The 13,188-nt window shown below is 63.5% G+C and carries 11 protein-coding genes and 1 pseudogene; 7 read left to right on the top strand and 5 right to left on the bottom strand.

Annotated features, from left to right (window positions below):
- Positions 1-179 precede the first annotated feature (179 nt).
- On the top strand, positions 180-1,061 hold the full coding sequence (locus ACEN42_RS23940; protein WP_238212133.1) for a LysR family transcriptional regulator: 882 nt from the start codon (positions 180-182) through the stop codon (positions 1,059-1,061).
- Between the two features lie 47 nt (positions 1,062-1,108).
- Here ACEN42_RS23940 and ACEN42_RS23935 read toward each other — a convergent pair whose 3' ends face one another.
- On the bottom strand, positions 1,109-2,038 hold the full coding sequence (locus ACEN42_RS23935) for a LysR family transcriptional regulator (RefSeq protein ID WP_187606705.1): 930 nt from the start codon (positions 2,036-2,038) through the stop codon (positions 1,109-1,111).
- Between the two features lie 69 nt (positions 2,039-2,107).
- Entirely contained in the window at positions 2,108-3,370 is a 1,263-nt protein-coding gene (locus tag ACEN42_RS23930) for an MFS transporter (protein WP_371884908.1), read from the bottom strand.
- 263 nt (positions 3,371-3,633) lie between these two features.
- On the opposite strand from ACEN42_RS23930, the gene ACEN42_RS23925 reads away from it, so the two are divergent.
- Both ACEN42_RS23925 and ACEN42_RS23920 read left to right on the top strand, forming a co-directional pair.
- Positions 3,634-3,942, top strand: coding sequence for a DUF4148 domain-containing protein (locus ACEN42_RS23925; RefSeq protein ID WP_371884907.1), 309 nt, complete (start codon positions 3,634-3,636; stop codon positions 3,940-3,942).
- A gap of 50 nt (positions 3,943-3,992) precedes the next feature.
- Positions 3,993-4,391 carry an FKBP-type peptidyl-prolyl cis-trans isomerase gene (locus ACEN42_RS23920; protein WP_187606702.1) on the top strand — a complete coding sequence of 133 codons (399 nt, stop codon included), beginning with the start codon at positions 3,993-3,995 and terminating at the stop codon, positions 4,389-4,391.
- Between the two features lie 43 nt (positions 4,392-4,434).
- On the opposite strand, the pseudogene ACEN42_RS23915 reads toward ACEN42_RS23920, so the two are convergent.
- Positions 4,435-5,133 (bottom strand): annotated as a pseudogene (locus ACEN42_RS23915) (GNAT family N-acetyltransferase); the annotation flags it as partial.
- Between the two features lie 420 nt (positions 5,134-5,553).
- Here ACEN42_RS23915 and ACEN42_RS23910 point away from each other — a divergent pair.
- The 4 genes from ACEN42_RS23910 to ACEN42_RS23895 all read left to right on the top strand — a co-directional run bounded on the left by ACEN42_RS23910 (position 5,554) and on the right by ACEN42_RS23895 (position 11,462).
- On the top strand, positions 5,554-6,912 hold the full coding sequence (locus tag ACEN42_RS23910) for a 2-hydroxycarboxylate transporter family protein (RefSeq protein WP_238292215.1): 1,359 nt from the start codon (positions 5,554-5,556) through the stop codon (positions 6,910-6,912).
- A gap of 6 nt (positions 6,913-6,918) precedes the next feature.
- Positions 6,919-8,760 (top strand): ATP-binding protein, encoded by a 1,842-nt coding sequence (locus ACEN42_RS23905; RefSeq protein WP_371884906.1) that lies wholly within the window; start codon positions 6,919-6,921, stop codon positions 8,758-8,760.
- Positions 8,753-10,135 carry a sigma-54 dependent transcriptional regulator gene (locus ACEN42_RS23900; protein WP_309243952.1) on the top strand — a complete coding sequence of 461 codons (1,383 nt, stop codon included), beginning with the start codon at positions 8,753-8,755 and terminating at the stop codon, positions 10,133-10,135. The genes ACEN42_RS23905 and ACEN42_RS23900 overlap by 8 nt, the downstream gene beginning before the upstream one ends.
- Before the next feature lie 181 nt (positions 10,136-10,316).
- A complete protein-coding gene (locus ACEN42_RS23895) occupies positions 10,317-11,462 on the top strand; it encodes an IS481 family transposase (RefSeq protein ID WP_371884905.1) in 1,146 nt (381 codons plus the stop codon).
- Positions 11,463-11,677: 215 nt separating this feature from the next.
- Here ACEN42_RS23895 and cheY read toward each other — a convergent pair whose 3' ends face one another.
- Positions 11,678-12,073 (bottom strand): chemotaxis response regulator CheY, encoded by a 396-nt coding sequence (gene cheY, locus ACEN42_RS23890; protein ID WP_238292209.1) that lies wholly within the window; start codon positions 12,071-12,073, stop codon positions 11,678-11,680.
- A gap of 141 nt (positions 12,074-12,214) precedes the next feature.
- Entirely contained in the window at positions 12,215-13,123 is a 909-nt protein-coding gene (locus ACEN42_RS23885; RefSeq protein WP_371885078.1) for a chemotaxis protein, read from the bottom strand.
- Positions 13,124-13,188: the final 65 nt, after the last annotated feature.

Here is a 13,188-nt window from a genome sequence, read left to right as displayed (position 1 = left end):
TAGCCATTCGCATCAACGTCGGCTGATGTTATCCATCTCGCCTTGTATTCAAAAATTAAATGTTCTAATAGGCGTCAGTTGAAAAGCGAATACCCGTAGACACGCGGCGGCTGCGCGATTGCCAGTGCCGGTCACGCGTGATAGAAGTCAGAGTCCGAATTCAACGATCAACTGGGTCGATGAAACACGTTCCCCAAGCACGTACCCCGCTCTTCGATCTGGATCTGCTGAAAGCCATCGTCATGGTGGCGGATTGCGGCACCTTCACCGCAGCGTCCGCACGGCTTCATTCGACGCAATCGACCGTGAGCCAGAAGGTCCGTCGACTGGAGGAGATGGCGGGACACAAGCTGCTCGAACGCGGCAGCCGCGACGTCCGTCCGACCGACGCCGGAGAAACCCTGCTTGCGTACGCACGCCGGATGCTCGCGCTCAACGATGAAATGATCGAGGCGCTATCGGGCGCGAACGTGGGCCTGACAGTGCGCCTCGGCGTGCCGGAAGACTTCGTCGGCGGGCCGACCACGCATATGCTGGCCGCGTTCAATCGCAAGCATCCGCAGGTGAAGCTCGAAGTGACGAGCGGGCTGAGCCGCGACATCAGCGCCAGCTACGATCGCGGCGACCTCGACCTGGTTCTCGTGAAGCAGCGCCGCAATAGCCGCGAGGCGGTCGCGAGCTGGCCGGAGCAGCTTCGATGGATCGACAGCGCGAAGAATCCCTCGTTCGGCCTGAACCCGATTCCGCTCGTCGCGTTTCCGCCGCGCGGGCTTTATCGCGACGACATGACCAACGCGATCGAAAGCATCGGACGACGCTGGCGGCTGAGCTTCATCAGTTCGAGTCTGAGCGGCATTCAGGCGGCCGTCGCCGATGGTCTGGGAATCAGCCTGCTTCCGGCGCGGGCCGTTTCGCCGGATCACGTCGTGCTGACGGCGAAGAACGGGCTGCCGGCCATCGAGACGATGGATATCGCGTTGCTGCATCGTCCGACCGCGGACACCGTCGTCAAGGAGCTCGCGCGGGCGTTGTCGCGAATGTTCGGCCCGCAGCGGCGATAGCCGCCGGGTTTACAGGCTGGTCGAGCGAAAGACGATTAGTTGCGTTGCTATTTCACCCATCCGCGCTCGATGAGCGGCACGTCCCACACCGGCTCCGGGCCCAGCCGCTCGGCGAGAAACTCGACCAGCGCCTTCACCTTCAGCCCCTGACGTTGCGTCGCCGGATAGACGGCGGCGAAGTTCATCGGCGAGAGCGCATAGTCCGCGAGAATCGGCACGAGCGAGCCATCGAGCAGCGACGCGCTCGCCACCAGCGTCGGCAGGCACACGACTCCGCCGCCCGTCAGCGCGTAGTCATGGAGCAAATGGACGGAATTGGAACGGATGATGCCGGGCAATTCGATTTCCACGACCTCGTCGCCGCGCGTCATCGTCCAGCGATTGCGCGACGGATAGCCCGAGTAGAGCGCCGTCCTGTGATCCAGCAGTTCACGCGGATGGCGCGGCGCGCCGTGCTCCTGTAGATACGAAGGCGCGGCGCAGAACAATCGCCGGACGGTGAAGAGACGCCGCTCGATCAGCGATTCGGAGATCGCCGGGAAAATCTGGAACGCGACGTCGAAGCCCTCCTCGATCGGATCGACGACACGATCATTGACGATCACGTCGAGCTGGATGCCGGGATAACGTCGATTGAATTCGGCAAGCGACGCGCCGAAGTGACCGAGCGCGAAGCCCGGCAGCATCTGGATCCGCAGGCGCCCGGTCGGGGTCGCGCGCAACTCGCGCATCTGGTCGGTCAGTTCGTTGACGCGCCCCACGACCTCCGCGCAGTCCCGATAGAACGCCTCGCCGACATCGGAAAGCCGCACGTGCCGCGTGCTGCGGTGAAACAACGGCACGTTGAGAAACTTCTCCAGTTGCTGGATGCGCGTGGTGACCACCGAACTGGCCACCCCGAGCTGGCGCGCCGCCTCCGCGAAGCTGCTGGTCTCCGCAACCCGCACGAAGGCCTCGATGCTGAGAAAACGATCCATGCCGGTCCCTTTCGGTCGTATCCAGCATGTCAGTGTATCCAAAGCGCGCGAGGCTCCGAAACAGCTGTTTTACTCCGGCTGCTCGACGCCGGTGAACTCCACCGTCCCCGAATTCCGGCGCACTTTCGCGGGCGCGGTTTCTTCGAGCAGCAGGCTCACGCCGATACCGAGCAGCACCGCGCAGATCGGCAGCCAGAGAATATTCTGGATACCGAAGCGTGTCGCGACGAATCCCGCGAGCGCCGGCGCCACGCCGCCGCCGAAAATCTCGCCCGCGCCGACGACGATCCCGATGGCAGTCGACACCATGCCGACGGGCGCCGCCTCCGTCGCGACCGGCCCGGAAAGCAGCGCGACGAGACCCAGCGTGAAGAAGGACGCGACGAACAGCACGATGAACAGGATCAGCGGCTGCGCGCCGAGTCCGCGAAACACGTACAGCATGACCGCCGTTCCCGTGAAACCGGCGATGCTCGCGAGCCGCCGGCCGACGAGATCGGACAGCCCCGGCAGACCGAACTGCCCGACGAAGCCGCCGAAGCCGATCGCCGACACGACGATGCCCATGCGCTGAGTGTCCAGCGCGAGGTAGTCGGTGAGATAAAGCGGTAGCATCGCGCCCAGCACGAAGACATCCGTCATCGCACAGAACAGCGCGACCATGGCGACAGGAATGTTGCGGCGCTTCAGCACGTCGCGCCAGTTGCCCTGCGCGGCCGGCGCCTTCTGTTCCACGGCCGGCGACTCGGCCGTTCGCGGCTCGCGAATCACGAAGAACATCAGCAGCCCGAGAATCAGGCCGGGAATCGAGACGAGCGCGAAGACCCAGCGCCACGAGACCACGCCGAGCAATTGCGTCGCGATGATCGGCGAAAGCGCGAGCCCGAAGAGCGCGAATCCGCTTTGCTGAAGCCCGAGATTGAAACCGCGCCGCTTCGGATGAGAGGCGTCCGCGGTGGCGGCGAAGCTCGTCGGACAGAATGAGCCTTCGGCGACGCCCATCAGCGCGCGCACGGCGAGCAGGCTGGCGAGACCGCCCGCGACGCCGGAGAAGCCGGAAAGCAGCGAGAACGCGATGATCGCGGGAATCAGCACCTTGCGCCGCCCGATCTTGTCGGAGATGCCGCCCATCAGCGCGGCGAACACGCCCCACGAAAGACCCAGTATGCCGATGCAGTTGCCGACGTCCTGCGCGGTGAGATGCAGGTCCTTCATGATCGCCGGGAAGAGCGGCGCGATCAGCCACCGGTCGAGGCCGACGAGGCCGAATCCGAGCGCAAGCAGCGTCACGGCTTTCCATTCGTAGGACGTATCCCACCGTTTCGAGGTCATCTCTGTCTCCTGAGTCAGAATCGCCGGCGGGTTCGTCGCAGTGCGGCCTCGCCGACGGAACAGAGAGTGACCCAGACGCCCTTTGAAAAGAACTGCCGAAAGGGCGAACGCGTCATTTGCGAAACGCAAACAATGGCGCAACTGCAGTCGTCGCCGGGTTCAGACGAGGCGGGCCGAGCGGATTTCGCTCCAACTAGGGATACTTCGGATGGACGCCCCGTGCATGCAGTAATGTTCAGCCACGGGCAGAAGGAGGACGCGACATGAGAAAGCCACTGAAAATCCGCTCGATGGTCCCGGCGCTGGCGATCACGCTGGCCGGATGCGCCGCGAGCGGCATGCAGCAAAGCGCAACGAACCTGAGCGCAGCGCAATGCCGCGATCTCACCGCGCTCAGAAACCACGCGCCGCCCACGCGCGAGCGCAACATGAGCGAGCTGGCGGCGCTGGAGCGGGCGGGCTACGACCCGTCGAAGTTCTACGATCCGTACTATCCCGACGATCTCCACGCGGCGCAGCGTCAGGTCGATCGCTGGTATCGGGCGGAGTGTCCAGAGGCGCGTCCGGATTGAGGCGGCAAGGCTCCCGATATAATCGGCGTTCCGTCCAACGAGGTTATCGCATGAAATCAGTCATCGCTTTGCTTGCAGCATCGGCCATCGCATCGAGCGCATTCGCCGCCAACGCCGTCGACAAATTGCCGTCGGGTGTCGTCGTCGAACACCTTACACAGGGCACGGGTCCGCAACCGAAAGCCGACGACGTGGTGAGCGTCAACTATCGCGGCACGCTCGCCAACGGCACCGAGTTCGACAGTTCGGGCAAGCACGGCGGCCCCGCGACCTTCCCGCTCAACCGGGTGATTCCGTGCTGGACGCAAGGCGTGCAGAAGATCAAGGTCGGCGGCAAGGCGAAGCTGACATGCCCCGCCGCAACCGCTTACGGCGATCGCGGCGTGGGCGCGATCCCGCCGAACAGCGACCTGACGTTCGAAGTCGAACTGCTCGGCATCCAGAAGTAAGCCCGCTGGCGAAGGCGCGTTCGATTCACTCGCCGCCTTCGCCCCGCAATTGCGCGAGCGATGCGCGTTGCTTGCCGTTCGCGTCGAAGTTGTCGTCGGCGAGCCAGCGCTCGAAGGCGTGTCGAATGCGCGGCCAGTCCTTGTCGATGATCGCGTACCAGGCCGTATCGCGATTGCGTCCCTTGTAGACGATCGCCTGCCTGAAAATCCCCTCGAATTCGAAGCCGAGCCGCAGCGCGGTCTTGCGCGACGGCGCGTTCAGGCTGTCGCACTTCCATTCGTAGCGCCGGTAACCGAGGTCGTCGAAGACATGGCGCATCAACAGATATTGCGCTTCCGTCGATATGCGCGTCTGCTTGAGCAGCGGCGAAAACGTGACGCTGCCCATTTCGATGACGCCATGAACCGGCTCGATGCGCATCAGCGCCAGCGTGCCGACCGCCTTCCCGCTCACGGAATCGACGACGGTGTAGTGCAGCGGATCGTTGGACGCCGCGGCCTTGGTCAGATAGTCGCGGAATGCGTCGAAGTCGGTGAACGGTCCGACGAAGAGATACGTCCAGTCGCTGCCATCCGGCGCCTGTCCATAGGCGTCGAAAAGATCCGCCGCGTGGCGCTCCACGTCGAGCGGCTCGATGCGGCAATGCCTGCCGTCGATGCCGATGCGCGCGGGCCGCTCGCGCGCCGTCCAGCCGTTCACCGCTTCGCCGATGGGCTGCCGATACTCGTTGGTTCTCGTCATGCGTGAAGGAACTCCGGTTGCATTGAAAAGGATGAGCTCACAGTCTAAAACCTCAGCCATCAAAACGGCCCGATTCTGAAATTTCAGAACGCTGCGCGGCCGCCCGCTGTCGTCTCAAAAAAATCCACATCAAATCAGTGGCTTGGCATGTCGCATCCGCGCGTGTCCGTTGGCACGGCCCTTGCCTTGTCATAGGCATAGACCCCGCCGCGAACGCGCTTCGCCGCTCAGGGCCAGCCAACAACGGAGACGACATCTTGACCCTGCCATTGCCCCGGCGCGCACGCGCATTCTTCCGGTAACCGGCCGCCCCCGCTTTCCCCGACATATCCCGAATCATCCGCCACACGCGGCGTGGGACGCACACGCCCGCCGTTCGGATTGCAGCACATGCATCGCCCCAACAGCAAGGAGACATACGTGCAGATCACATCTCAAAGCGCGCAGCACGACGACGCGCAGCCGGCATCGACGAACAAGGAACGCTTCTGGCCCGAGGGCTGGTGGAAGCTGATGGAAACGCGCATCGGCATCATTCCGCTGCCGGTGTACCTGCTGCTGCTCGGCCTGATCACGGGATTTGCGGTGACGGGCAAGGTGCCCGGCGAAATCTCGATGGCGATCGCCGTGCTCGCCTTCTTCGGCTTCACGTGCGCCGAGATCGGCAAGCGCATGCCGCTCGTGCGCAACATCGGCGCGGCGGCGATCTTCGCGACCTTCATTCCGTCGGCGCTCACCTACTATCATCTGCTGCCGAAGCCGATCCTGACTCTCACGACCGAGTTCACGAAGCAGACGAACTTCCTGTATCTCTTCATCGCGTCGATCATCGTCGGCAGCATTCTGAGCATGGACCGGCGCGTGCTGATCAAGGGCTTCATCAAGATCTTCATTCCGCTCGCGGTCGGCTCAATCGTGGCGGCGATCGTCGGCACGCTGGTCGGCACGGCGCTCGGGCTCGGCGCGCGTCACACGCTGCTCTATATCGTCGTGCCGATCATGGCGGGCGGCGTCGGCGAAGGCGCGATTCCGCTTTCGATCGGCTATTCGGAGATCATGCATCTGCCGCAGGGCGAACTCTTCGCGCAGGTCTTGCCGCCCGTGATGCTCGGCAGTCTCACCGCGATCGTGCTGTCCGGCGTGCTCGACATGATCGGCCGCCGCTTTCCGCATCTGACGGGCCAGGGTCGTCTGCAGGTCGGCGAGCAGGACGAGATGGACCCGGTGAAGGAAGAAATCACCGGACATATCGACGTGACGCACATCGCGGCCGCGGGCATCACGGCGATCACGCTGTATCTGCTCGGCCTGATGTGCAGAAACATCTTCGGCCTGCCGGCCCCGGTGGCGATGCTGTTTCTGGCGGTGCTGGTGAAGCTCGCGCGGGCGGTGTCGCCGCAGCTTCAGGAAGGCGCGTTCGTGGTGTACAAGTTCTTCTCGACGGCGGTGACCTATCCGCTGCTGTTCGCGATCGGCGTGGCGATGACGCCGTGGGACAAGCTGATGGCGGCGTTCACGGTGGCGAACATCGTGACGATCGTGATCACGGTCGCGACGCTCATGGGCACGGGCTTCGTGGTCGGACGGCTGATGAAGATGTACCCTATCGACACCGCGATCGTGAACGCATGCCACAGCGGCCAGGGCGGCACGGGCGACGTGGCGATCCTGACGGCCGCCAACCGGATGACGCTGATGCCCTTTGCGCAGATCGCGACGCGCATCGGCGGGGCGATCGTCGTCACGCTGACCTTGCTGGTGCTGGCGCATTTCGGATGACCGTGTATGACGATGTTGGGCGTTCCCCTGTGGGCAGTGGCGGCAAGCGCGGTGCTCTATCTCGCCGCGGCCGCCGCCGCCGTGGAAGTGGCCTGGCATCGCGGACTCGACGCACTGACCGAAGCGGGCGCGCACCGGCTGGATCTGTACGCCGCGAGCCTCAAGAGCGAACTGGGCCGCTATGAGATCCTTCCCGCGATCGCGGCGCGCCAGGACAGCATCAAGACCTTGCTCGAAGCGCCGCCCGACGCGCGGCGCGCGCTGCTCCCCGCCGTCGACGATTATCTCGAAGCGGTCAACAAGGACGCGGGCAGCGTCGCGGTGGATGTCATCGACCTGAACGGCGACGTCATCGCCGCGAGCAACTGGAATCAGCGGGTGAGCTTCGTCGGCACGAACGTCGCGTATCGCCCGTACTTCACCGATTCGATCTCGGGCGGCAGCGGCCGCTTCTTCGGCATCGGCACGAACACGGGCGAGCCGGGTCTGTATTTCGCGAGCGCGGTGCGCGGCGCGGGCAAGGTGCTCGGCGCGACGGCCGTCAAGCTGAGCGTCGATCCACTCGAGGCCGCGTGGCGCGTCCCGAACGAAGCCGCGATGGTCGTCGATGGCAACGGCGTGGTCGTGATCTCGACCGTGCCCGCGTGGAAGTTCACCGCGCTCGCGCCCATCGCCGCGCACAAGCAGGAGCAGATCCAGGCATCGCGCCAGTATGCGGGCCGCAAGGTCGATAACCTCGGCTACGAACGGCTCGACGACTGGCGCAACGGCGCGTGGTTCGCGCGCCTGCCCGACTGGTCGCATCCCGGCCGCACGCGGCGCTATCTCGTGATGTCGCGCAGCGCGCCGCAAGCGGGCGACGCGATCATGGTGGCGCTCGATCTCTCGACGGCGCGACGGCAGCAACAACTCGCCTTCGCGTTCGTGACGCTCGCGTTCCTGATCGCGGGACTCTATGGTCTCTACGCCGTGCAGCGACGTCGCGTGATCGTCGAGCGGCTAAGGGCGCAGGACGCCTTGCAGCGCGCGAACGACCGTCTCGAAGAAACCGTGCAGCAGCGCACGGCGGCGTTGCAACAGGAGATCGAGGAACGCGTGCTCACCGAACACAAGCTGCGCGATTCGCAACAGGAAGTCGTCCATGCGGGCAAGCTCGCCGTGCTCGGCCAGATGGCGGCCGGCCTGACGCACGAAATCAATCAGCCGCTCGTCGCCATCCGCACGCTGTGCGACAACGCGCGCACGTTCTTCGAGCGCGGCCAGCCCGCGCAGGCCATCGCCAATCTGGAGCGCGTGGGCAAACTCGTCGAGAACATGGCGCAGCTCACGGCGGAACTGAAGGCGTTCGCGAGAAAGCCCGAGGCGAACACGGTGCCGGTCGCGCTCGGCGATGCGCTTGCGCATGCGCGGCTCATGTACGACGCGCGCATCCGCGACGAACGTGTCCAGCTCGATATCGACATCGCGCCGGACGCTATCGTGGAAGCCGAGCCGGGGCGTCTGCAACAGGTGCTCGTCAACCTGCTGGGTAACGCGCTCGATGCGCTCGCCGGATGCGAAGCGCCGCGCGTCCGTATCGGCGCAAACCGGGCCGACGATCCCGCTCGCGTCATCTTCTTCATCGCCGACAACGGGCCCGGCATCGATCCGCAAGTGCTCGCGCATCTGTTCGAGCCGTTCGTAACGACCAAGCCGCGCGGACATGGCCTCGGCCTCGGGCTCGCGATCACGTCGCGCATCGTCGAGGGCTTCGGCGCACGGATCGCGGCTGTCAATCTCGAAGGCGGTGGCGCACAATTCACCATCGAATTCGTAGCGGCGAACGGCAGGAGCGCTGACAGTGACTAAAAGCCCGATCCGGCAGGCAAGCGATGACATCCGCGTGGTGATCGTCGAGGACGACGAGAACGTGCGCCTCGGCGTCGAACAGGCGGTGGCGCTCGCGGGCTTCCCGGTGGAATCGCACGCATCGGCGGCGAGTGCGCTGGCCGCGGCCGTGCCCGGCTCGCCTGTGGTGTTCGTTTCCGACCTGCGCATGCCGGGCATGGACGGCATGCAACTGCTTCAGCACGTTCTCGCCGTCGATGCGCAGATTCCCGTGGTGCTCATCAGCGGCCATGCGGACATCTCGACGGCCGTCGGCGCGATGCGCGTCGGCGCCTACGATTTCATCGAGAAACCGTTCTCGTCGGAGCACATTGCCGGATGCGTCGCGCGGGCCGTCGAGAAGCGCCGGCTCACGCTGGAGGTCGAAGGCCTGCGCGCCGCGCTGCAAAACGGGCGCGGCATCGAGGCGCTCGTGCTCGGCAAGTCGCCCGCCATCGCCGATGTGCGCAAGAAGATTTTGCGGCTCGCGGATACATCGGTGTCGGTGCTCATCACGGGCGAGACGGGCACCGGCAAGGAACTCATCGCGAGGGCGCTGCATGACTATGGCCGCAGGCGCGAGCATCACTTTGTCGCGCTCAATTGCGGCGGCTTGCCCGAGCAGCTTTTTGAGAGCGAGCTTTTCGGGCACGAGGCCGGCGCGTTCACCGGGGCGACGAAGAACCGCATCGGCAAGATCGAATGGAGCGACGGCGGCACGCTCTTTCTCGACGAGATCGAAACCATGCCGGTCGCGTTGCAGATCAAGCTGTTGCGCGTGTTGCAGGAGCGGCGCATCGAGCGGCTCGGCACGAATGAATCGATTGCCGTCGATTGCCGCGTGGTCGCGGCGTCCAAGGCGGATCTCGCCCTGCTCTCGTCCGAGGGACGCTTTCGTGCCGATCTGCTGTATCGGCTGAACGTCGCGTTGATCGATCTTCCGCCCTTGCGGGAGCGTCGCGAGGATGTGCCGCTGCTGTTCGAGCATTTCGTGCTCGCGGCGGCGCAGCGCTTCGGTCAGGATGCGCCGATGGTCACCGCTGCGCAGGTGTCGGAGCTGACCGCGCATCAATGGCCGGGCAATGTGCGCGAACTGCAGAACGTGGCCGATCGATTCGTGCTGGGCCTTTCCGGCGATCAGTTGATTCCTTCCGATGATCGGCCGCGCGGCGGGGCGCCGCTCAACGAGCAACTCGCGTATATCGAGCGCGTGCTGATCGAGGATATGCTGCGGCGGCACAATGGCAATGTCGGTGCGGCGAGCGACGCGCTCGGTATGCCGCGGAAGACGCTTTATCACAAGCTGCGGCAGTTCAATATCTCAGCGCGGGATGTTCAGGCGGAGCGGGAGGATTGATTGATTGCTTTCGGGCTTTTATGGCTTCGCCGGATCCCGTTTGCGTGTTGGTCTATTGGCTCTGCCCCTGTGCGGGGCGGCAGTCACTTTCTTTGCAGCAGTGTATAGACCGGGGACATAGCTGACAGATCCGCGGGGACATGGTTGACACTTTCGGGCATCTCGATGCCTGGACCCGACCATGCCTTGGAACCCGCAGGACACCATGCAACTTCGCCTTGAATTCGTGACCCTGGCCCTGCAACAAGAGATTGCTTTCAGCGAGCTGTGCCAACGCTTTGGCATCAGCCGGCAGACCGGATACAAGTGGGTCAACCGCTATCAGGCCGGGGGCCGCGAGGCGCTGGGCGATCTCTCCCGACGTCCGCACAGCAGCCCGAATCGAACCTGCGACGAACTCGAAGCGCGGGTGCTCGAGGTGCGAAGCCAGCATCCGGCCTGGAGCGCGCACAAGATCAGCCGGCGCCTGAAGGATCAAGGCCTGCAAGGCGTGCCTTCGCACAGCACGGTCAATGTCATTTTGCAGCGCCATGGATGCATCGGCGAGAAGGCTTCGGAGGCGGCCACCGCCTGGACCCGTTTCGAGCGCGCCGAGCCTAACGAGCTATGGCAAATCGATTTCAAGGGCCACTTCGGCATGCTCGATCAAAGGCGCTGCCACCCGCTCACCGTGATCGACGATCATTCGCGCTTCAACCTCGTGCTGCAGGCGTGCTGCAGCCAGGACACCGAGACGGTGTACACGCACCTGCGAAACGCTTTCGCCTTGTACGGGCTGCCGCAACAGATCAATGCCGATAACGGCGCGCCGTGGGGCACACCAAGCAAGCCTGGCGAATTGACCGAGTTGGCCATCCGATGCATTCGGCTGGGTATTCGTATGAGCCATAGCCGTCCCTATCACCCGCAGACCAACGGCAAGGACGAGCGCTTTCATCGCTCGCTCAAGGCCGAGGTGCTGAACCACCGCAGTTTCACCGGGCCCGATCAGGTGCAGGCTGAATTCGACCGCTGGCGGCAAAGCTATAACTTTGAGCGCCCGCACGCGGGCATCGGCATGGCGACGCCGATCTCGCGCTATCGGCCCAGTGCGCGCGCGATGCCCAGCCGCCTGCCACCGCTCGAATACGGACCGGATGATCAGGTACTGCTGGTGGGCTGGAACGGCAAGGTGACGTTTGGAAAGCACCGCTTGCGCGTATCCAGCGCACTGCACGGACTGCACATCGCGGCGCGACCGAGCAGCAAGATTGCCGATGCCTACGACCTTTATTTCGCGCATCACCGACTCATGACGTTTGACCCGAACCAGCCCGATACCCGATGATCAAAGTGTCAACTATGTCCCCGACGAAAGTGTCAACCATGTCCCCGGTCTATACACTGCTGCAAAGAAAGTAACCAAAGAAAGCAGCTCGTTCAAGCCCGCGGTCACACGCACGTTGGCCATGCTTGCCAGCCGCCCGTGGCACTCGCCTAAGAAGCTGTTGCCGAAATTAAGTTCAAGGCTTTTTAAGTCTGTGATTTACAGATCGTTCACAATCACGCCCCCGTCTTCGCCATCTTCTCAAGTATGCTCGTCATCTTTTCTTCAAGCGTTGCGGCCGTGAACGGCTTGACTACGTAACCATTTGCACCGGCCTGCGCCGCCGCAATAACATTTTCCCGCTTGGCTTCCGCCGTGACCATCAGCACGGGCAGACGCGACAGACTCGCGTCAGCGCGGATTTCCTGGAGCATCGACAGACCATCCAGGACCGGCATGTTCCAATCGGAAATGACAAAATCGTAGCGACCGGTTCGCAGGCGCGCGAGCGCCGCTGCCCCGTCTTCCGCCTCATCGATGTTCACGTAGCCGCTTTCCTTCAGCAAATTGCGCACGATACGGCGCATCGTCGAAAAGTCGTCGACTACCAGAATCTTCATGTTTCGATCCATCTTGCCCGCTCCTGTCTCTCGATTGTTTGCGCTTCGCCCGTCGAACCCGACGTCGTTGCGCGCATCACTCGACGATGCACATCAGTGCCTTGACGCTCTCGACTAACTCCATGTCACGGCACTTAATGCGTTTTTCGATTATCAAACGGCCTTTGCGATGAGGGCCTTTCGCATCACGGAGGCAAGTTCGCTCGGTTCGAACTTCGCGACATAGCCGTTCGCGCCGACTTTGCGCACGTGTTCCACATTAGCGGATCCGGACAAGGACGAGTGGATCACCACCGGAATATGGCGCAGCGAAGCGGTGTCTTTAATGCGGCGAGTGAGCGTGAAACCATCCATCTCGGGCATCTCCAGATCGGTCAAGACCATCCCGATCTGGTCGTCGACGGACGCGCCGGTGGATTGCGCTTCGCGATCGAGCCGCTCCAGCATTTCCCACGCCTCTCGGCCCGTTTTGGTCATCACGTAAGGGACGCCCATCGCCGTCAGACTCTGCTCAATCAGGCTGCGCGCGACGCCAGAGTCGTCCGCGGCAAGTACTTTCGCGCCCGGTTTCAATAGAAGCTGTCCGGTTTTCTCCGCACTGATTTGCTGGGTGCTCCCCGGCAGCACGTCTCGCAAAATCTGCTCGACGTCCAGCACCTGCGCGAGGCTCGATCCATCGAAGTTTCCGTCCAGCCGTGCGAAGCTCGTGACCGTGTTGCCGCGCGTGCACGACTCGGCAGAGAGGATCTGATTCCACTCCAGCCGTACGATATCGTCCACTTCTTCGACGGCAAAGCCCTGCGTCGTGCGGGCGAACTCGGTCACCAGCAGGATTTTCGAGCCACTCCTTGCTTGACATCCGATCACACGGGCGAGATCGATCACGGGAATGATCTGGCCGCGGATATCCACCACACCGAGAATTTCCGGCTTCGCACCTGCCACGCACGTGATCGTTGGCATTTCGACAATTTCACGCACCTTGAATACATTGATGCCGTAGCGCTCGCGCTCCCCGGAATCCCGCGCGTGGCCCACCTTGAAGAGCAGAAGCTCAAACATGTTGCTGCCCGCGAGCTGGACTCGCTGCTCGATATCGTCCTGTGCATGGTTCACGGTGTACGGCT

Origin of the sequence: Caballeronia sp. S22 (genome assembly GCF_964261745.1) — a bacterium.
Classification (GTDB): Bacteria; Pseudomonadota; Gammaproteobacteria; order Burkholderiales; family Burkholderiaceae; genus Caballeronia; species Caballeronia jiangsuensis.
The sequence above is the reverse complement of the archived record's forward strand: the minus strand, read 5'-3'. Positions and strand labels throughout refer to the sequence as shown.